We start from the raw sequence: 19,998 nt of genomic DNA on the forward strand, positions 1-19,998 counted from the left end.
ATTTTTATATTTATGGAGTTCGTATGTCAGATAAACCATCAGAATCAGATGTTCAAAAACGTCCACCGAATAACAACCTTATCTTCGCAGGGGTTATTTTATTAATCATTATTATTGCCGCCGCGTTTGTATTATTAAAACCAAGCGGAGCCCCAGAAACAGTTATGCAGGTTGAAGAACCCATAAAAGAGCAACCCGTTATGGAGCTAAAACCTGAAAACGACCCAGTGGTCGGTGCACCATCGGTTAAGCCAGAAAAACCTGAAGAGTTAGCAGTGCCAACTCAGCGCCCAGACGTTGAGCCAGAGTCTGAGGTTGTGCCTTTACCAACATTAAATGACAGTGATCCTGTCGTGGTTGCAAAATTAGATGAATACTTAGGCGATGCGGCAATGAGCCTAGTGTTGAACGATGATGTTATTCGTCGTGGTGTGGTGTTTATCGATAACTTAGCAAAAGGTAAGGTGGCTAAGAAACATACCCCAGTTGTAAAGTTAGAAGAAGGTTTTAGCGTAAACGAAGGCGATATTTTAACCATTGACCCTAATAGCTATGAACGCTACACCCCATATGTAAAAGTACTAACAAGTATGAGTGCCGCACAAGCTGTTCGTTTATATGAAGAATATAAACCGCTAATCAACAGTGCATACACTGAAATTGGCTATGGCGATGATGAGTTTACACAAACACTTGAAGATGCCATTGACTTGCTACTTGATACTCCAGAGCCAAAAGGCAGCTTACCTTTATTGCGTGACTCGGTTACTTATCAGTATGCGTTTTCTGAGTGGGAGCAATTACCCGCTGCACAAAAACAACTTTTACGCATGGGCCCAGAGAACATGAAAAAGGTAAAAGCAGCGCTACGTAATATAAAAGCGCAGTTAGAGAGTAATTAATAACCGCTTTAATAACTAAATACCCTGCGATTGTATATGAAGTATGCAATCGCACTTTCTTTTTTGATTATCCCTTGAATAACAGAGTAAAAGTAGCGATAATCTCAATCGCGCCAACCAAGGCCCTCAATGGTAGTCTTATTGGTCCTCTCGCAACACTAGCAGGCGAACCTGGTCAGGCCCGGAAGGGAGCAGCCACAGTTTGTGACGTGTGTGCCGAGATGTGGCTGGTAAGACTGCCACCCAAATTCCTCATTTGGGTGTTGTTTGAAGTATAAGTTGACATATTTGTACTAAAAGATGACATAAATTGGAAGTATAAGGTGGCATAGTCTAGTATTTAACCAAATGGTTAGATGGTTGACTCACATGTACAGAAGAAAACTCAAACACTCCCGTGTTAAAAACCTCCATAAATTTGCTAGTCAAAAAAATAAATCTACCTGTTTAGTTGAATCCTCTTTAGAGTTTGATGCGTGTTTCCATTTTGAATTTTCACCATCAATAGCCGCATTTGAAGCACAACCAATCGGTTACGAATATGAGTTTGATAACCGTATTTGCCGTTACACACCTGACTTTTTACTTACCCACACAGACGGCACGCAAAAATTTATAGAAGTAAAACCGCAAAGCAAAATTGCCGATGAAGACTTTCGTGCACGTTTTATTGAAAAGCAAGCCATCGCTAAGCAGGATGGACGCGACTTAATACTGGTTACTGATAAGCAAATCCGTGTATACCCAACACTCAATAACTTAAAGCTTTTGCATCGCTACTCTGGTTTTCAGTCTTTAACAGAGTTGCAAGCATCGGTGCTAGAACTTGTTAAGCAATACGGTTCTATTAAAGTGTGCCAGTTAGTTAGTTTTTTAAAAGTAACTGCCGGTGAGCTACTTGCTACAGTGCTACGATTGTTATCATTGGGGCAGTTATTTGCCGACTTAACTACAAATGAAATATCAATAGAAACAGCAATTTGGTCTAACAATGTTTAATGACGGGCTGTTTGAAGATGAATTTAACCAGCCATTACCAAAAGTAGAGACCAAACCACCTCAAAATTACGCCAAAGATTTACAAGCCCTTCCTGATAAAATAAAAATAACAACATTCGCTAAGCTTAAATATATTCAATGGCTTGAGGGTAATATTCAAGGCGGTTGGACACAAAAAAATCTTGAACCTTTATTAAAAGTAATGCCAGAAGTTGAGGGAGAAAAAAAGCCTAGCTGGAGAACAGCTGCACGATGGTATAGCGCTTATACAAATGCAGATAAAAATATCATTGCGCTAATACCAAGCCACCAAAAAAAAGGGAACAGGGAGCGCGAGACAGCTACCGATAAGTTTTTTGAAAAGGCACTTGAGCGTTACTTAGTAAAAGAAAAGCCATCAGTGGCTTCGGCTTATAAGTTCTATAAAGACTTAGTTATTATTGAAAACGACAGTGTTGTAGGCGGTGTTTTAAAGCCTTTAACATACAAAGCATTCAAAAACAGAATAGATAACTTACCGCAATACGAAGTAATGGTTGCTCGTTATGGTAAACGTCTTGCTGATATTGCTTTTAATAAAGTAGAAGGGCATACACGGCCTACCCGAGTACTCGAAAAAGTTGAAATTGACCATACACCGCTTGATCTTATTTTATTGGATGATGAGCTACATATCCCGCTTGGTCGGCCAACACTTACCATATTAATAGATGTGTATAGCCACTGTATTGTTGGCTACTATTTTAGCTTCAGTGCGCCTAGCTACGATGCAGTAAGGCGAGCAATGCTAAATTCGATGAAACCTAAAAGTGAAGTGGCAAAACTATACCCTGATACTATAAATGAGTGGAAGTGTGCTGGTAAAATTGAAACACTCGTTGTTGATAATGGAGCCGAGTTTTGGAGTAACAGCCTTGAGCTAGCTTGTGAAGAAATAGGCATTAATACTCAGTATAACGCTGTCGCAAAGCCTTGGTTAAAACCAATTGTAGAACGTATGTTCGGCACAATAAATACAGAGTTATTAGACCCTATACCAGGTAAAACCTTTTCTAATATTTTACAAAAGCATGAATATAATCCCAAAAAAGATGCAATTATGCGTTTTACGACCTTTATGCAGTTATTTCATAAATGGGTAGTAGACGTTTACCATCAAGATGCCGACAGCCGTTTTAAGTACATACCGAGCCAACTATGGGAGCAAGGCTTTAGTACGTTACCACCAACAATGCTGAGTAATGATGATCTACAACGACTAGATATTGTGCTCAGTATTTCAATTCACCCTAAACTTCGAAAGGGAGGGGTATGGCTGGAAAACTTAAGGTATGACTGCACGGAGCTGTCTAATTACAGAAAGCAATTTAGTCACAACGTATCTCATAAGGTTTTAGTTAAGTTAAACCCCGAAGATATTTCTTATGTATACGTATACCTCGATAAGCTAGAGCATTACATAAAAGTACCATGCATAGACCCAAACGGTTACACCCAAAATTTAAGTTTGAATCAGCATAAAATAAACATACGCATCCACCGCGACTTTATTTCAGGCTCTATCGATAATGTAGGCTTAGCAAAAGCGCGTATGTTTATTCATAATAAAATTCAAAACGAGTTTGAAGCGTTAAAAAATGCGCCAAAACACTCAAAAGTAAAAGGCGGTAAAGCGCTAGCTAAGCATCAAAATGTCAGTAGCGACTCGCAGAAATCAATAGCTCAGAGCGAGCCAATAGAACACAAAAAGGTTACACCTAAAGAGCAAGTAACTGATAGCTGGGATGACTTTATCTCAGATCTAGATGGATTTTAATTATGCTGACCGACAAACAAAAAGAAAAGCTTAATGAATTTCGCGATGTATTTATTGAATACCCGATAATAACCACTGTATTTAACGACTTTGACAGATTAAGACTTGGTAAAGGGCTAACAGGTGAAAAGCCTTGCATGCTGTTAAATGGCGATACAGGCACAGGTAAAACAGCACTAATAAAACAGTATAAAGAACGTCACTTACCGCAATTTATTAATGGAGTGATGAATCACCCTGTATTAGTCAGCCGCATACCTAGCAATCCGACACTAGAATCTACTTTAGTCGAGCTTCTTAAAGACTTAGGGCAAGTAGGCAGCACAGAGCGTAAGCTACGAATAAACGGCACTCGCTTAACGACATCATTAATAAAATGCCTAAAAACGTGTGGCACAGAGCTTATAATTATTGATGAGTTTCAAGAGCTAATTGAGCATAACCAAGGTAAAAAGCGCCGCGAGATTGCCAACCGATTAAAATACATTAACGATGAAGCGGGTGTATCAATTGTATTGGTAGGTATGCCGTGGGCAGAAAAAATAGCAGACGAACCACAGTGGTCATCGCGTTTATTAGTAAGGCGGCAGCTGCCTTATTTTAAATTATCAGAAAATCCAAAGCACTTTGTGCAGTTAATAATTGGTCTAGCCAACCGTATGCCATTTACCGAAAAACCAAATTTAAGTGAGCAAGCAACAGTATTTGCTTTGTTCTCCTTATCAAAAGGTTGCTTTAGAACATTAAAATACTTTTTAGATGATGCCGTACTTTATGCATTAATGGATAACGCGAAAACCCTCACAACCAAGCATTTAGTTAAAGCATTTAAAGTACTGTTTCCTGATGTATCAAATTTATTTACCTTGCCCGTTGCAGAAATCACAGCCAGCGAAGTCGAGCGCTATTCACTTTATAAACCTGAAAGCGCCCAAGATGAAGAACCGTTTATAGCAACCAAGTTTACTGACCGAATGCCGATTAGTCAGTTGTTGAGGAAGTGAGTTGCGATGTATAAAAGTATGAATGTTTGACTTTAGCTTGCTTAAATAAGATAAGATTAATAGTTTTTAATTCACATGTTAGTTTGTATTTAGCATATAAAAAGCTGCAAGGGCTCCTATGGAAAGTCCACAGCCCTCTTCAGTGGATATTGTTGAACGAGCTGCTTATAGGTTCCAATACTTAAGTTTCCTATTGGAATGCCAATTTGCCCAAGTATAGTTCTGTGAGCAGTTGCTTCGATTAGGCTGTATGAGAAACACTGCCAGTGAGCATTAGGAAACTGATCCGCTATACGCGAAAAATAGGGAAGATCTATTTTATTGAGTGAATGGCCAATTACGGTAATCACTGATATATCCGTAGCACTACTTTCTAATAAAGGATTAAGTTTATCTCTTATGATATCAGCTACGGGTTTTCGAAGAACTTCTAATACTCTCCGCCCATTATTAATAGCTACTGTATAATAAGAATCTTCTTCAGCCATAGCTTGGGTTACCGCTTCTGTGTGACCAAAAATTAAAGGCTTTGCTTGACCAACATTGCCGTGGATATGATAAACGTGCTCCACAGGGATTTTGTATAACTGTTGTAGTGTAGAGGTATAGTTGAAATTAATGAATTTAGCTGTATCTGGGAAAGTCATTTGCTCGACTGATCTTTCTAAATTTATGCTATTGATCCATGTGGTAAAACTTTTAGTTATACTTTGGATAGTATCATTACTGAAATTCTCTACAGCGTCTTCAAGTCCATACATTTGCTGTGTTGGAAAGTCATCGCCAGAGAAATCCATAAAGTCGTTTTCATCTATCAAAATAGATTCATCAAATTTACCTAACACATTTTCAAAGTCACTCCAAAGTTCTTCTTCTTGCAAGCCATTTGGAAAGTAGTGCTCAATTTGGTCGAGATACTCACGGTATTGCTGGTAAAAATCTTTGTAATTTGTAGGCAAGTTATGCCACAAGTCAAAGCCGTTACCTATAATAAATAGATGATTTGAGTTCAAGAAAGTGTCCTTATTTTTATCTATGATAACTTTATGGGAATGAAAAAAGTCAAGATTTTCTATGTTCAGAATTAAATGCTTTTAAAGAAATGATGCGTCAATAAATGAGTAAGTCAAACTTTTTGACATAAAAGGGTGTTGAAATGAGCTTGTTGAGTATCCAGCTGTTTAAGAATATTTCCTTCCGCAATTTACTTATAGCTCTCAAAATACTCGAGTGACTCTCTTTTTACCTGCTTTGCTTTTAATTGAGCTTGTTGTAGCTTGTGAGGGCTAGGCTCAGGAAATGATAACCACTTATAAGGGTAGCTTCCTTTTCTAAACAACCTGCAAAGTACAGCAGAGTTAGGCACTGACTTAAAATTACGTAATGCACTGTCTCTAAATGGGAAGAGTATGTAAAGCTTATTACCTTCTTTTCCTTTTTTGCTCAGCATTTGACACGTCGCCAATATATACTCATTAGTGTCTATTATTACATTGAAGTGGTTAAAGCTCCAAGATTCAGCATTGAGCACTTTCGCTTGTAATTTGTACTCTCTGGCCCCGATAAAGGTGGTAAATGGCAACTCTTTTGCGGGTAAACCAATAGTGTTATTTCTAGTTAAGTTTTTAATTGCTTGCTTGGTTATTTTCTTCTTGCGTTCAACTTCTCGCTCTAATGCTCGTTGGGCAGTGAGTCTTTCAGCTTCTACCTCTTTTTCTATGTCATTTTTGAGTGCATCATCACACCAGCTATAAATCCAATTTGAGTAAGGCTCTATATTATGAAGTGCATCAATAACTGCTTCTATGGGCTGCTCAATGAATTGAGATAGGTCGATTTCTAATGTTGGTACTTTATTATTTTTTAAAAAACTTACTTTCTCATCACTACATTCAGCAGTGACTTTAACTTCAATAAATATTCTTCCCAGCGATGTTTCCAGTTCAACATCCATTTTGTATTTATCTAACGGCGATTCTACCGAGCCTCGTAGTATTTTGACGAGTTTTGGAGGTCGCACTTTGGTTTTACCCATGTGTTTACATTTAACGGAAGGAAGTAATATTTGTTCTTGAGCGGCTAGATATTCTTGCGCGAACCTGTGTAGAGCTGTCATTAAGCAGGATCTTTTCTCAGGCTTTGAGGTGTGCGCAAATGAGTGTGCTTTTATTTTCCCTCCATTGCGTGCGACTAAAGGGTCATTACATGCGATACAAAAACAGTTACATGCTTTACCATTTTTGACGTTATTTATTGAAACAACCTTACCAGAAGTATCGCTAGCAAAAACAAGCATAAAATCCCTTTTAACTTATAAATGTATAGTTTAAGACATTACTAATTAAGTGTATATTTAAAAACTAAAACATCCTTAGTACACTTATGTGTTAGATACTAAGAGAATCTTAGCAAGATATGTTTTATAGCTAAGGTTCACATGGAAACTCCAACACCTTCACGCCTAAAATCTGCTAGAAAAGCAGCAGGCCTCACTCAGCAACAGCTAGGTATGGCATTAGGAATGGAGCCAAACACGGCTAGTGCTCGCATGAACCAATACGAAAAAGGCAAACATGCCCCTGACTTTTTAACCATGAAACGCATTGCTAAAGAGCTAGATGTACCAGTAGCATACTTTTATTGTGAAGAAGATACATTGGCGGAATTAATCTGTGCTTTAGGTAAGTTAAAAAAAGAAGAGCAAATTGAATTATTAAATACCATTAGAATTAATAAGCTATAAGGATCAGGTAACATGGAAGTAAATGCTAATTCAATTAGGAAAATAGGTAAGACGGGAGATGATTCTTGGCTATTAAAGGATACTCGCCAAATAACATTTTTTATTGGCCCTAATAATTCAGGTAAGAGTCGCGAATTAAGAAAATTATTTAATGAAAATGTTAATAAATGGACATTAGAGTATCTAGGCTTTGAAATAAAGGAAATAATTGAAAAACTAGCAAGTGACTTTCAACAAGGCAGTTGGAGGGGGGAGCTAGTAAGAATGAGATCGCTAAATTATGACCAAATGCTTAATCAAATATCATCAATTTGCAATAAACCTCTTGGTATAGATAAGTTAGCTGAAGAAATTTATTCAATTGCAAATAGGCCGAATTATACTTCTGCTAGAGAAAATGAACAATTTATAAAAATACTTAATTCAATGTTAACGAAGTATTTCTCTGAAGAGCTACTAGAAAGAGTAAGTCATTATTCTGTCACTAATCAATGGAGTAAAATTTATATTCCAACTCTTCGGGGGTTGCGCCATGTTGCTGAGGAAGATATTTTTGAAACTCGAACAAAGTCAGATTATTTTCCTAATTTAAAAAAAGGTGAATGTGAGGTTTTTACAGGTCACAGCCTTTATAAAGATCTCACACAACACTTACTAGGCTCTTACGGAAAACGGCAAAAAGTTCGCGAGTATGAAAAGTACCTTTCTGAAAACTTTTTTTTTGGCAGGGATATTTCTTTAGTTCCTATGGTTGATAAAGATGTTGTACATGTCAAAGAAGGTGAAGATGAAGACCGACCTATTTATGACTTAGGCGACGGTATTCAATCAATCATATTGTTGACGTATAAAGTTTTTATGGCGGAAGAGTCGACTATGTTTTTTATTGAAGAGCCAGAACACTTTTTACACGCTGGACTTCAAAGAACCTTAATTGAAACATTTGCAAAACATAAAGAACATATGTTTTTTATGACTACTCATTCAAACCACTTTTTAGATTTGGCTCAAGAGCGTGACGATATTTCAATTCAACAAGTTTCAAGAATAAACGGTGAGAGCAAAGTTCAAGCTTCTTTAGATTATGGTGAGTTACTGAATGAGCTTGGTGTACGTGCATCGTCGGTACTTCTTGCTAACTGCTCAATTTGGGTGGAAGGCGTTACTGATAAGCTATATTTGCGAGCCTATCTAAATAAGTACATCGAAGAGCTCGAAGATGAAGATAAGAAAAGTAAGCTGAGAAGTTATCATGAAAATCTTCATTTTGTTTTTACAGAGTACCAAGGCAGTAATATCACTCACTGGGATTTCAGTGATGATGTTGAAAATGATGGAAGCGAAACCCCCGCTAAAAGACTCAGCAGAAATATTTTACTAATAGCTGACGCAGATATAGATGGTAAAGGTGAACGTGTTAAAAGCTTAAGGGGAGCTTTGGGTGATGCATTTTATTTACTTGACTATAAGGAAATTGAAAACTATATACCCTTTGATATTTTGATTAATACTGCTAAAGCTAGATGGGGAACTTTTACCCAAAGAGCCGATTGTGATATCGATAAATTTAGTAATATTAAAGAAAACTCATTTAGGAAAAAAGATGTAGGTATCGGTAAGGTTTTAGAGCGTAATGTCGTTAAAGCAGAAGGACTTGAGCGGAATTTTTATTCTGACAAATCGGGCACAATTAAAGACAAAGTTAAATTTTGTCATACTGCAATTTCACTAATGAATGAGTCTGATGATTGGAAGTTAACGCCAGAGCTAACTTCGCTATGTGAAACGGTTTGGGATTTTATTGAATCACATAATCAATAACTGCTTATGTGATTCGATCTTTTAGATGTAAGTGAGCAGACTCAGAAATATCACATCCGATAGCTTGTCGATTTAAGTTATTGGCTGCTACTAAAGTTGCTCCTGAGCCAAAAAAAGGATCGACGACGAGTTCACTTTCAATACTGCTTTGGGAGATAAGCGTTTCAATTAACTTAACTGGTTTTTCAGTAGGGTAGCCTCTGTATACTCTTTTACACGTGAGGATATCTGGAACGCTTAGATCATTTAACTTGCGCTTACCTTTCTCGAAAAAAAGAATATATTCGTGTCTAGCTCTGTAATGGTAACCCATTCCAATAGTCACTTTATCCCAAATTATTGGCTTCCAAAACTTGAAACCTACGTTTTCAGCTATTGGCTTAATATAAAACATTGTTTCCTGATCGCAGAATAGATAAAAATGCGAACCTTTTTTCAGTACTCTGTATATTTCTATTAGAAGTTCTTCAAAGCGATTATTTGGAAATATGTCGAACCATTGATTACTTGACGATTTACTTACTTTTAGGCGAGTGGTTGTTCCTATTTTTCGATGTTTTTCTAATGATTCGTAGGGTGGGTCAGTAATTAAAAGATCAACACTTTCGGTTGAAAGTGTTGATAACCAATTTACCGCATCATCTTTATGTACTTGCATTAAATCTCTTTAGCTAAAGTGTGCTACACAGACGGCCATTGTGAAAAGCTTTCGAAGCAACGCCCTTTTTTAATCGTCGACAATCAATGCAATAGCTTTGATATCCATCAGGGTTGCGAGCTGTTTTACGAGCAGGAGTAATACCAAAAGAAGCCGGATATGGATGGAATATATGTTCAGAACTATTAGCGTCTGAACAATGAGGGCATGATTTAAACTTTTGACCAGTTGATGAATCTTTTTTTTGAACCATGCCGCTATTTAAAGCTTTGCCACAGCAGTTACAAGCCATAAGAATCTCCTTATAAGTTAGCTTTGTATTTTTAAATTTGAGTTTTTATTATGTTACTGGCTATTAATACATCCTTTAGAAATGCCGTAACGCTCTCTACAGTATCAGATATTGTACTTTTGTGAAGTACGAATGATTTAACGATAATTATTTTTGACTATCTAATTTATTTAGCCTAAACCTAAACTAAGATTTTCTTAGTTTAGGTTGGCGATGCATTTTTTAGTTCAAACAAACCCTTATCCTGATGAGGCGCTTGAAAGCTATTTACTCAGGCTTGCAAGGGATAACTCATACGATGGCTACAGTGAGCTTGCTGATATTTTATGGCAATGGCTTGCAGAGCAAGATCATGATCTTGAAGGTGCGTTGCCGTTAGAGCTGAGAAAAGTTGATGTTTATCATGCTAGGCAAGCGAGCAGCTTTAGAATAAGAGCGCTCAAGTTAGTTGCTCAATTAGCAGATGTAAACGCTGGTGATATTCTGGCACTTGCTTGGCGTCGCAGTAACTTTAAATTTGGTAACCTAGCAGCAGTAAGCCGTAATGAGCTGACAGTTCCTCTTGAGTTACTTCGCACTGATAACATACCTGTTTGCATTGAATGTTTAGCTGAATCTTCATATATTCCTTTTTATTGGCATTTAAAGCCTTATAAAGCGTGTCATAAGCATAAAAAACAATTAACTATACAATGTAGTGAATGTTATAACTCAATTGATTACAGAGCTTCTGAGGCGTTTTTAGAGTACAATTGTGGTTGTAAACTAACTAATATTGAACAGTTAAACGATGCAGGCTTTAAAATTGCATTTGCGCTTGCAAGTAATAACAGCCAAAAAATAGTGGGGTTGATATCCTGGTTTGCGAAGGTTAAGCAACTTGATGTAAGCGATGCTGACTTTAATCGAGCTTTTGTTGATTACTTTAGTACTTGGCCTGAAAGCCTTACCACTGAATTAGATTTACTCACAAATAATGCGCGACTCAAGCAACTTAACCCTTTTAATAAAACTAAGTTTAACTCTGTCTATGGCAATGTGATCCGTGATGGTCAAATAGCTGCAATAAGTAACCGTAAAAACAAAGTAATTGATGAGATTATTAATTACTTTGTCGAATTAGTTGATAGTAATCCTAAAGCTAAACATCCAAATATTGCAGATTTACTGCTTTGTACTTTTGATACCGCAGTATTATTAAACACCACTACCGAGCAAGTTTACAGGCTTCATCAAGAAGGCTTTTTAAACTGCGCTTACCCACAAAAAAAGCACGAACAGCTCAGAGCTGATAGCCATGTTTTTTATTTACGCCAAGTTATAGAGCTACAGCAAGCATTCGCTGCTGAAAAGCCTCAACAAAAAAAACAATTTATAGCGCCGTGGTAACTTATGAACTTACAAGATGCATTTGCAATTGAATCATTAAAAGAAAAAACCACAATACTTAGAAAGTTGTTTGCCCCATATACGCCTCATGTTGCGGTAGATGGCTTTGAAGAACAAGCACTTGTTGTGCTCATTAACCTAGTTTATAAGCGCAGTGAAATTGATGATTTAACAAGTGTAAGAACCGCCAAGAGTGTATTACGTGATGAAGTGTTACTGAGTAAATGTATTAACGAAGTTAAATGGTTTCATACTCATAATTTAAAATATCCCGATATACGAGTAAGCCATCAACGTTTGATTAGTGAGGTTGTAAGTGAAGATATTGCGGGTATTTGCAGCCGGTCATTACCTTTGAGTTTTGGCTGGTCGCACAATAGTGCTGAAATTAATCATGCAAAGCTATTTTTAACCTCATTTATTTTGCAAGGTGAAGTGACTTGTTTAGCAAGGCTGTTAATTAATGAAGAGCCTGTTTGGATTAATTTAATAAGAGCATACGGGTTTACTAAAAAGGCGGTTTTAGACATCGCGGCTAAAGTAAAGCAGCATTTGCCAGTGACAGAGCTCCCATTAGGAGTAAGCTCTTTTTCACCACAATTACAAATGCCACTCCAGCAAAGTTACCTTGCGGTTACGCCTGTAGTTAGCCACGCAATGCTAGCTCAAATTCAGCAATTAACAACAGAACGTAAGTTAAGCTTTGGTTTAGTTGAGCACTCAAGGCCAGCCAATGTAGGCGATTTAGCAAGCTCAGTAGGTGGTAATATAAGAGTGTTGCGTTACTTCCCTAAAACATATTCAAAGGCTATTAACCGCTCTAAAGTAGCCAATAATGATATTGAGAAAGCATTTAAAATTCGTGCGCTATTAAGTAGTCAATTTCAACAGGCGCTTTTGGTATTGGTTGGTATTAAACAGTTTAATACGTTAAGGCAAAAGCGATTAGCGCGAGTCGCGGCTATTAGGCAAGTACGTGTTAGTTTGCAGCTATGGCTTGATAACATCCTTGAAGCTAAAAATAAGGCGCAAGAGCAAGCTTACCCTGAGTGGGCAAAGCATTACTTAGATCAGAATATTACTAACTGCATTAGCCAATTTAGTAACGTACTAAATGAGAGCCTTGGTAATTTAAGTAAGCTCAAACGCTTTGCGTATCACCCTAATTTAATGGGGCTGTTTAAAGCGCAGTTAAACTATGTGTTTACTCATTGTGTAGCTGAAGAAGAAACATTAAATGATGAGCAAATAGTGTATGTACATTGCCAAGATATGCGAGTGTTTGATGCAGAGGCAATGGCTAACCCGTATATTCAAGGGATGCCGTCACTTACTGCTTTAAATGGGCTTGCTCATAACTTTGAACGTAAGCTAAAAAACTTCATAGATCCTTCAATTAAGTGTATTGGCAGTGCTATTTACATTGAAAACTATCAATTATATACAGGTAAACCATTACCTGAGCCAAGTAAGTTAAAACAAGTTGCTGGCCGTAGTCACGTAATAAGTTCTGGTATTATTGATAAACCTAAATGTGACATAACACTCGATTTAGTGTTTAGACTTTTTGTACCAAATATTGAGGTGCTTAATAAATTAAACAGTCAACTTATAAAGCCTGCACTACCATCTGTGTTTGCGGGCGGGACTATGCATCCACCTTCGTTATATCAAAATATAGACTGGTGTCATTTACATACTAAACCAAGTGAGCTGTTTAAAAATATAAAGGTAAAATCGTTAAATGGCAGTTGGTTGTACCCTTCAAAAAAAGTAGTTAAAAGTTTTGAACAATTGATAGATGCGCTTAACGGTAACTTTAATTTAAGACCCGCTGCAATTGGCTTTGCTGCGCTTGAAGAACCCGTAAAGCGAGATGCAGCATTACATGAATACCATTGTTATGCTGAGCCCGTAATTGGGTTGTTAGAGTGTGTTAGCAATACATCAGTTAAGTACGCAGGGGCTAAGCAGTTCTTTCATGACGCATTTTGGGTTATGGATGTTAAAAAAGAGTCTATGCTTATGAAAAAGTCTAAGTTTGAGTATGAATAATGCAATTACCTCGGCACTTAAGTTACACGCGTTCGCTCTCACCCAGTAAAGCGGTGTTTTTTTATAAAACACCAGAGTCTGACTTTGAACCGCTACAAATAGAGCAAAATAAATTAGTTGGGCAAAAGTCAGGGTTTGGCGATGCGTATCAAAAGCAAAATGTGGCTAAAAATTTAGCGCCACAAGATCTAGCCTTTGGAAACCCTCAAACAATTGATGTGTGTTACGTGCCTCCAACGGTAAATGATCTATTTTGCCGTTTTTCACTCAGGGTTGAAGCTAATAGTATTGAGCCACATGTTTGTGATGACCCTAAAGTTATTTACTGGTTAAAACGGTTTTTTGAAACCTATAAAAAACACAATGGTCTTAATGAAGTAGCAACTCGCTACGCTAAAAATATACTGATGGGCAACTGGCTTTGGCGTAACCGCCAATCACCAAATGTTGAAATTGAAATCCTTACTGAGCACGCAGCTCCAATTATTGTTGAAGGTGCACAAAAGCTAAAGTGGCAGGGCAATTGGAAAAATAATCAAACAGCATTATTAACGTTGTCAGAAGCTATTCAAGAAGGGCTTAGCAATCCTCAAAATTATTGTTATTTAGACATAACCGCAAAAATTAAAAATGCATTTAGCCAGGAAGTTCATCCTAGCCAAAAGTTTGTAGATAATGTTGAACAAGGCATGTCATCTAAACAACTTGCATACACTCAAGTGGGCGATAAAAAAGCAGCAAGTTTAAACTCACAAAAAGTAGGGGCTGCGATTCAAACTATCGATGATTGGTATGAGGGAGGCTACAAACCTTTACGCACTCATGAATATGGCGCAGATAAGCAAATATTAGTTGCACACAGAACACCTAAGACCCATTCAGACTTTTATTCATTACTCCCGCGTATTGCTTTGCATATTAAGCACATGGAAAAGCATGGTTTAGAGCAAAGTGAACAATCAGACGCAGTTCACTTTATTGCGGCAGTGTTGATCAAAGGTGGCTTATTCCAAAGGAGTAAAGCTTGAAGCGCTATTATTTTACCATTACTTATTTACCCAAAAATTGTGATGTAAGTCTTCTTGCTGGGCGTTGTATTGGCATGTTGCATGGGTTTATGAGTTCACGTGAAATAAGTAATATTGGTGTGTGTTTTCCTAAATGGAATGAGCAAACGATAGGCAATCAAATAGCGTTTGTATCGACAGATAAAAAGCAATTAACTAATCTATCTCAGCAAAGCTATTTTGAGATGATGGCTCATGACAAGTTATTTGGCTTATCAAAAATACTCGAAGTACCAGTAAACCAAAGCGAAGTCATGTTTGTTCGTAATCAATCAGTAGCCAAAGTATTTGTAGGTGAAAAGCAAAGACGGTTAAAGCGAGCTAAAAAAAGAGCTGAAGCCAGAGGCGAGGTTTACAACCCTGAATATAAATTTGAGGAAAAAGACATTGGCCATTTTCATTCAATACCTGTATCAAGCAAAGGCAACGGGGAAAGTTTTATACTTCACATACAAAAAATTGAAAATACTAATGCGATAGAAAATCAATTTAATAATTATGGCTTTGCTACAAATCAAACCTTTCAAGGCACGGTTCCCTCTTTAAATACTCTTATTTAATAGTTATAAAGCACTCTTTTAATTTTCAATGAGTTATCTGATTGATTAAAAATAAGGGTAAATAATTTAAATTCGTTTAACAGTTTGGTATTTAAAGAAATTTAAACTATTTTTTATAGTGAACTGCCGAGTAGGCAGCTGGAGATTTTTCGACATATGCATTAGCAAAGCGCTCTCGGTGAACTGCCGAGTAGGCAGCTGGAGATTCTAGTAAGCATCAGTTAATAACCGCGCTAGGGTGAACTGCCGAGTAGGCAGCTGGAAATGACAAAGTTGTACCTTGGTATATGAACAATGTGTGAACTGCCGAGTAGGCAGCTGAAGTTAGGCCGGGAAGTGAATAACCACAAATTGTGACTTTTTAACTGCCGAAAAGGCAGAGGCTAAATAAAAAGAGCCCAGAAAACGCTGGGGTGTTTTTAAGCGTTGTAACCGTATTTAAGGCTATTTACAACGTTCCTAATTAACCTTCTACCAGCAATTGTATTTACAAATGTTAAAGGTGTTTTAGAGCTAAATTGTAAGGAGCATGTATTTAGCCATTTATTCCATCGTTCAATACTTTCAAAGTAATCAATACAAGTTGATGCTAAATGAGCCAGCTCGAAGGTATTTTCACTCAAAGTTGCATTTAAACGTTTATGCTCTTTTTTATGACGTTCGAAAGTTCTAGTATTTGCACCAATTGCTTTAGCAAAGGATTGAATATCCCATCGTAACTGAAGCCTAAACTTCTCAACACTCTTTATATCTAAACCACACTGAATTAATTCAATTTCATCTAAAGGGTTTGAGCTTAAAGTAACTTTTCCATTGCTAAGTATATCTACAAATTTATGATTAGCACTAGGTTGAATATCACTAGGCATACATACCTCAAAGCCAGAAAAAGTTATATTTAATAATAGCACTTCTGGTACCCTGCTGATAGTTGCTTAAAGCGATAGCCAGTCAGTCAAAAATTGTGTTGTATGAAGAGGAAATTTGACCGCTATGTAATTCATTGTAAGCAATAAAATGATCTCAGTTATTAGGTGTGTAACGTTTATAATTGCACCTCAATAGTCTATTTGCTATTTTACGCGCTAATAAAAGGAATTTTTAAGGATTTAAGGATGATTCAACTACAGCGCTACCCAATGCCAGATCGACCAAGTAACCCCAGCCCTTTAGAAATGGCTATTTATAATTATGAATTACTAGCCAAAAAACACTACGACGATAAGCGCCGTAAATCTGTTGCATCTAAGGAAAAGCTGCAAAGAGATTACGACCACTTACAAAAAGAACGCAAGCGTTTAGAGCACTTGCTTATCGCGCAGCAAAGCTTAGAGTCTTACCGCGCAGAAAGTGAAGATAGTTCTGTTAAGGAGCTAGCAGAAGAAGAACATCATCCTACGGAAAAACTTGCTAAGTTTTTACGAGCGGCAGGCGAGCCAAAACCGACTTCATATCATGAAGCACATCATATTGTTTGCGGTAAGGGACGTTATAGACAACGCCTTACATATGCTGCGCGTTTAAGAATGCACTCGTTTGGTATTGGTATTAATGATCCAACGAATGGGGTATGGCTAAGAAACTTTGAAAAAAATAAGTCAGATGATTGGGCTACGCCTGACACTGTTTCTCACAGAAGGCTGCATCGCCATAATTATGAAGTTTGGGTGTCTACTAGTTTAAGAACCAAAGTAAATAAGCTCGATTTCATAAATGCATTACGTGGCGTGAAAATAAAAATTAAAAATCATATGATGCCAGCCAGCGTTATGATGCGTAAAAATGCTAATTGGGATGGTAAATCATGAAGTTGTTCTCGTTAAAGCCTGTTACTAATTCTTACGACATGGTTGAATGGGATATACTTTCATTTGCTGAAAAAATACAACCAATGTTGCCATCTAATCAAGATGCTTGCATGTTTCTACTTGATATCCATATGAATAATGACTCTTTATTAGAGTATTGGCCTGAAGGTTATGAGTTGTCTTTTTTACCTGGTTATCTAAAAGATAACTACGATATAAGTATCATGGATGGGTTTATCGCTCTTCGGATGAATGCTTATGAAGCTTTAAAAGATTTATTAGCGCCTTTAGGTGAGTTTATTGAAACAAAAGCTGATGGTGAACCTATTGTAATCTTTAACTTGCGTACATTTGGACAAGAAGATGAAGCAAAATGTGAACGCGAATATTTAGACGGTTATCCTTTAGATTATATCAAGATTGCTTTCATAAATGATGATGTAAAAAATAAGCCTGTTTTTAAGAGTAAATTTACAGGTGGTTCTCGTTTGTATTGTACAGATAAGTTTAAATCTGCTGTAGAAGATAATGGATTAACGGGTGTTTATATTGACGAAGATCTCGATAATATTTTTTCTAATTAAGTTAATTTAGATAAAGAAAACATTATTTAGGCAGTGTTATATAAAACGAAAATCAAAACTATCTTTTAAAAACCACCTATTATATTTTAGTAATTTCAATACCCACATGGATGTGGGTATTTTAATGCCTGAAATAAATCGGATGCTATATGCCAATGAACTTTAACAGCTTATCTGTTGGTTGTTTTTTACCAATTTCTCTTGCATAAAAATTTAATAACAAATTTGTAGTAGCCCACATCTCAGTTTGAAAAGAGTGTTTTGATTTTATCTGTCAGTCCCTAATGAGCGATAACCGGACGCTTATAAAGTTAAACTTATTCCCACTTCTTTGAGTAGGCTCCTAATTTTGTCCGATAACATCATTAAACGCTGCTTTGGAGCAAAATAACATGCTTAATTCCTGGCTGTTTTAATTACTTGTTACAAAGGTAATTATTGGTGAAATTATCAGAGTAGGTAATATACGCCGCTTTGGTGTGTTATAAACCACCAAAATGGTGTCAATAAACTGTTTGCAATCAGCCCTCTTACAATCAGGAGTCCGAATTGAACGAGTTAACAATAAATATAAAAAACCCCCTCACTGAACCTCTTAATAAAATTAAAAGGGAAATGGTTGAGCGTGAATTTTTTGCTGACACAGAGGCTTTTACAGATTACCCATTATCGCTCTATAAATATCTTTCTCTACGACCAGAAAAATTTTATTGCAAGAGAACGCTTTCTGCGCAGTTGAAATTCTTGGATAGTGGTAGTAATACTTCGTCAATTATTGAAATTATAAATGAGAATGTTACTCACCTAGAGCAATCCCTAAAGCTTTTGGATGATATTAATAAAAAACCATGGCATGATTTAAACCTCTCATCTGACGAACACGATCTTTTTAGACACTGCGATAATAATGTAAACCCATCTTATTTAAACCTTATCGAAGGTGTATTTGGTAATTTAATTTATATAAATGCTATAGCCAGTCGTCACAACAGAGACAAGTCACCTGATGGCTTAGATATTTTTAATCGCTTTGAGGAAATTAAGAGGACATCTCTGGGTTTTCTCGCTGATGAATATTGCAACACTACAAGAAACTCTATCGCTCATTGGAGTGTTAAATATTTACACCATGATATTGAGTTCAGAGATAAGAAAAAGACAATAACTAATACACATTCAGAGTACCTAAAGCGGTTTGATTCTGTATTAGATATTTGTAATGGTTTAGCTTTAGCCTACAAGATATTTTTCTTTAAAAATATTACAAATGTAAGAATTCCTAAGCAAGTTTTATTGGAAGAGCTATATGCTCAAACTGAAGCACCTTGGTGGCAGATTGAAGGTTGCCTAGAAAGTGAAGTTGGTAAAAGTGATTCGCAATTAGTTATTTTCATTAAACCGGAAACAAGAGATTACGGTAAAGTTCGATTGTCAGCAATATCGACGGCTGTTTTAGCTGAAAGGTATGCTCCTGGCTATAAGCGCTATTTTTTATCTATGAGATCTCCAGTTGCACTTCCAGGTTTTGCTGCGTTTGATGGTGAATTACTTAAAGATAAAAGGGAAAAGAAGGTTTCTAAATGGGAAGAATATAGTGGCATTATTGAAGGTGATTTAATTTTTTGGGTCCCATTTATTACCCCCCCAAAATTAATAAATAAAATTAGTACTTATTCTCTTTCTATTAAGCTTTTCTTAGCAACACAACGACTTTTAAAAACAATTAATAGTGGCGTTGAGCTTCATAGCCGAAATGCGAAAATACATCGGAATGGGTGGCGAGTTGTTCTTAATGCAGATGTTGTAATTGAATCAAGCTATATAGTCTCAACTTCAGATATAAAAAATATAGGTAAAAAGCTTATAAAGATTGCACTAAAAGCTGCTAGAAAGCAGTTACCTCTATATTCCTTTTTAAGGTACTTACCAATTGGCTATGCTCGTGTGTCATTATTTAACAATGATTACAGGTGCAGTCATTTACATGGTTTTGGACTACGGAAAGAATTAATTGGTACAGTTAAGTTGCAAAAAATAAAAAAAATAAAGACTCCTGATTTGTTTGGTTCATCAATTGAAAATGATGGACGACTTACATATGCTTGGAATAAATCTTGGCTCGAACAATAAAATTGCTAACGAGAGGTTAAAGTTACGACGGTCCGCAATTGGCACAGAGCTGCCCTTCGTCTCTAACGAGTTTTTGTCCAGCTTCGAGTCAATCGGAGCTGAGCTAACGCATTTTTGCCCCAAAACAAGCTAGAAAATTTTGCTCAAAGAGCTAACAACACTGTTTGCGC

General features: G+C 36.7%; 18 protein-coding genes and 1 other RNA gene. 14 read left to right on the top strand and 5 right to left on the bottom strand.

The window, feature by feature from the left end; translation table 11 throughout:
- Positions 1–23: 23 nt before the first annotated feature.
- The 5 genes from QL984_RS01250 to QL984_RS01270 all read left to right on the top strand — a co-directional run bounded on the left by QL984_RS01250 (position 24) and on the right by QL984_RS01270 (position 4,721).
- The gene (locus QL984_RS01250) at positions 24–902 is read left to right on the top strand and encodes a DUF3014 domain-containing protein (RefSeq protein WP_013465410.1); all 879 of its coding nucleotides are present in this window, start codon (positions 24–26) and stop codon (positions 900–902) included.
- A 139-nt stretch (positions 903–1,041) separates the two neighbouring features.
- Positions 1,042–1,138, top strand: an RNA gene (ffs, locus tag QL984_RS01255) — signal recognition particle sRNA small type.
- Positions 1,139–1,271: 133 nt separating this feature from the next.
- Positions 1,272–1,901, top strand: a complete 630-nt coding sequence (locus QL984_RS01260; protein ID WP_024605101.1) for a TnsA endonuclease N-terminal domain-containing protein — start codon at positions 1,272–1,274, stop codon at positions 1,899–1,901.
- Positions 1,894–3,717, top strand: coding sequence for a Mu transposase C-terminal domain-containing protein (locus QL984_RS01265; protein ID WP_290171890.1), 1,824 nt, complete (start codon positions 1,894–1,896; stop codon positions 3,715–3,717). Before QL984_RS01260 ends, QL984_RS01265 begins: the two co-directional genes overlap by 8 nt.
- Positions 3,718–3,719: 2 nt before the next feature.
- Positions 3,720–4,721 (top strand): TniB family NTP-binding protein, encoded by a 1,002-nt coding sequence (locus QL984_RS01270; protein WP_290171891.1) that lies wholly within the window; start codon positions 3,720–3,722, stop codon positions 4,719–4,721.
- A 116-nt stretch (positions 4,722–4,837) separates the two neighbouring features.
- Here the strand turns inward: QL984_RS01270 and QL984_RS01275 are convergent, their stop codons facing one another.
- Together QL984_RS01275 and QL984_RS01280 are read right to left on the bottom strand one after the other, a co-directional pair.
- Entirely contained in the window at positions 4,838–5,734 is an 897-nt protein-coding gene (locus tag QL984_RS01275) for a bacteriophage abortive infection AbiH family protein (protein ID WP_290171892.1), read from the bottom strand.
- 191 nt (positions 5,735–5,925) lie between these two features.
- Positions 5,926–6,837 (bottom strand): hypothetical protein, encoded by a 912-nt coding sequence (locus tag QL984_RS01280; protein WP_290171893.1) that lies wholly within the window; start codon positions 6,835–6,837, stop codon positions 5,926–5,928.
- A gap of 321 nt (positions 6,838–7,158) precedes the next feature.
- On the opposite strand from QL984_RS01280, the gene QL984_RS01285 reads away from it, so the two are divergent.
- Together QL984_RS01285 and QL984_RS01290 are read left to right on the top strand one after the other, a co-directional pair.
- On the top strand, positions 7,159–7,464 hold the full coding sequence (locus QL984_RS01285) for a helix-turn-helix transcriptional regulator (RefSeq protein WP_273611451.1): 306 nt from the start codon (positions 7,159–7,161) through the stop codon (positions 7,462–7,464).
- Positions 7,465–7,476: 12 nt separating this feature from the next.
- Entirely contained in the window at positions 7,477–9,285 is a 1,809-nt protein-coding gene (locus QL984_RS01290; protein ID WP_290171896.1) for an AAA family ATPase, read from the top strand.
- 4 nt (positions 9,286–9,289) lie between these two features.
- On the opposite strand, the gene QL984_RS01295 is transcribed toward QL984_RS01290, so the two are convergent.
- Both QL984_RS01295 and QL984_RS01300 read right to left on the bottom strand, forming a co-directional pair.
- Complete coding sequence (locus tag QL984_RS01295) at positions 9,290–9,943, bottom strand: site-specific DNA-methyltransferase (protein ID WP_290171897.1); 654 nt, start codon at positions 9,941–9,943, stop codon at positions 9,290–9,292.
- Between the two features lie 13 nt (positions 9,944–9,956).
- Positions 9,957–10,235, bottom strand: coding sequence for a hypothetical protein (locus tag QL984_RS01300; RefSeq protein WP_024590745.1), 279 nt, complete (start codon positions 10,233–10,235; stop codon positions 9,957–9,959).
- Positions 10,236–10,448: 213 nt separating this feature from the next.
- Here QL984_RS01300 and QL984_RS01305 point away from each other — a divergent pair, with 213 nt between their 5' ends.
- From QL984_RS01305 to cas6f, 4 genes are read left to right on the top strand one after another with little or no spacing between them, the layout of a single operon-like run.
- The gene (locus tag QL984_RS01305) at positions 10,449–11,624 is read left to right on the top strand and encodes a TniQ family protein (protein WP_290171898.1); all 1,176 of its coding nucleotides are present in this window, start codon (positions 10,449–10,451) and stop codon (positions 11,622–11,624) included.
- Between the two features lie 3 nt (positions 11,625–11,627).
- A complete protein-coding gene (locus QL984_RS01310) occupies positions 11,628–13,679 on the top strand; it encodes a type I-F CRISPR-associated protein Csy2 (RefSeq protein WP_290171900.1) in 2,052 nt (683 codons plus the stop codon).
- The gene (csy3, locus tag QL984_RS01315; protein WP_290171901.1) at positions 13,679–14,707 is read left to right on the top strand and encodes a type I-F CRISPR-associated protein Csy3; all 1,029 of its coding nucleotides are present in this window, start codon (positions 13,679–13,681) and stop codon (positions 14,705–14,707) included. The genes QL984_RS01310 and csy3 overlap by 1 nt, the downstream gene beginning before the upstream one ends.
- Positions 14,704–15,306 carry a type I-F CRISPR-associated endoribonuclease Cas6/Csy4 gene (gene cas6f, locus QL984_RS01320; protein ID WP_290171902.1) on the top strand — a complete coding sequence of 201 codons (603 nt, stop codon included), beginning with the start codon at positions 14,704–14,706 and terminating at the stop codon, positions 15,304–15,306. Before csy3 ends, cas6f begins: the two co-directional genes overlap by 4 nt.
- A gap of 419 nt (positions 15,307–15,725) precedes the next feature.
- On the opposite strand, the gene QL984_RS01325 is transcribed toward cas6f, so the two are convergent.
- A complete protein-coding gene (locus tag QL984_RS01325) occupies positions 15,726–16,217 on the bottom strand; it encodes an antitoxin Xre/MbcA/ParS toxin-binding domain-containing protein (protein WP_290171903.1) in 492 nt (163 codons plus the stop codon).
- 204 nt (positions 16,218–16,421) lie between these two features.
- On the opposite strand from QL984_RS01325, the gene QL984_RS01330 reads away from it, so the two are divergent.
- From QL984_RS01330 to QL984_RS01340, 3 genes are all read left to right on the top strand, one after another.
- The gene (locus QL984_RS01330) at positions 16,422–17,114 is read left to right on the top strand and encodes an AHH domain-containing protein (RefSeq protein WP_290171904.1); all 693 of its coding nucleotides are present in this window, start codon (positions 16,422–16,424) and stop codon (positions 17,112–17,114) included.
- The gene (locus tag QL984_RS01335; RefSeq protein ID WP_290171905.1) at positions 17,111–17,698 is read left to right on the top strand and encodes a hypothetical protein; all 588 of its coding nucleotides are present in this window, start codon (positions 17,111–17,113) and stop codon (positions 17,696–17,698) included. The genes QL984_RS01330 and QL984_RS01335 overlap by 4 nt, the downstream gene beginning before the upstream one ends.
- A 549-nt stretch (positions 17,699–18,247) precedes the next feature.
- Positions 18,248–19,828, top strand: a complete 1,581-nt coding sequence (locus tag QL984_RS01340; protein WP_290171906.1) for a hypothetical protein — start codon at positions 18,248–18,250, stop codon at positions 19,826–19,828.
- Positions 19,829–19,998: the final 170 nt, after the last annotated feature.

It is taken from the genome of Pseudoalteromonas sp. APC 3495, assembly GCF_030407645.1.
GTDB classification, from domain to species: Bacteria; Pseudomonadota; Gammaproteobacteria; order Enterobacterales; family Alteromonadaceae; genus Pseudoalteromonas; species Pseudoalteromonas tetraodonis.

What these genes read in the sequence shown, in the direction of transcription:
- QL984_RS01285 (WP_273611451.1), top strand. Translation starts at nt 7,159, where the DNA reads ATGGAAACTCCAACACCTTCACGCCTAAAATCTGCTAGAAAAGCAGCA.
- QL984_RS01260 (WP_024605101.1), top strand. Translation starts at nt 1,272, where the DNA reads ATGTACAGAAGAAAACTCAAACACTCCCGTGTTAAAAACCTCCATAAA.
- QL984_RS01295 (WP_290171897.1), bottom strand. Translation starts at nt 9,943, where the DNA reads ATGCAAGTACATAAAGATGATGCGGTAAATTGGTTATCAACACTTTCA.
- QL984_RS01290 (WP_290171896.1), top strand. Translation starts at nt 7,477, where the DNA reads ATGGAAGTAAATGCTAATTCAATTAGGAAAATAGGTAAGACGGGAGAT.
- QL984_RS01300 (WP_024590745.1), bottom strand. Translation starts at nt 10,235, where the DNA reads ATGGCTTGTAACTGCTGTGGCAAAGCTTTAAATAGCGGCATGGTTCAA.
- QL984_RS01280 (WP_290171893.1), bottom strand. Translation starts at nt 6,837, where the DNA reads ATGACAGCTCTACACAGGTTCGCGCAAGAATATCTAGCCGCTCAAGAA.
- QL984_RS01330 (WP_290171904.1), top strand. Translation starts at nt 16,422, where the DNA reads ATGATTCAACTACAGCGCTACCCAATGCCAGATCGACCAAGTAACCCC.
- QL984_RS01305 (WP_290171898.1), top strand. Translation starts at nt 10,449, where the DNA reads ATGCATTTTTTAGTTCAAACAAACCCTTATCCTGATGAGGCGCTTGAA.
- QL984_RS01250 (WP_013465410.1), top strand. Translation starts at nt 24, where the DNA reads ATGTCAGATAAACCATCAGAATCAGATGTTCAAAAACGTCCACCGAAT.
- QL984_RS01265 (WP_290171890.1), top strand. Translation starts at nt 1,894, where the DNA reads ATGTTTAATGACGGGCTGTTTGAAGATGAATTTAACCAGCCATTACCA.
- csy3 (WP_290171901.1), top strand. Translation starts at nt 13,679, where the DNA reads ATGCAATTACCTCGGCACTTAAGTTACACGCGTTCGCTCTCACCCAGT.
- QL984_RS01335 (WP_290171905.1), top strand. Translation starts at nt 17,111, where the DNA reads ATGAAGTTGTTCTCGTTAAAGCCTGTTACTAATTCTTACGACATGGTT.
- QL984_RS01310 (WP_290171900.1), top strand. Translation starts at nt 11,628, where the DNA reads ATGAACTTACAAGATGCATTTGCAATTGAATCATTAAAAGAAAAAACC.
- QL984_RS01270 (WP_290171891.1), top strand. Translation starts at nt 3,720, where the DNA reads ATGCTGACCGACAAACAAAAAGAAAAGCTTAATGAATTTCGCGATGTA.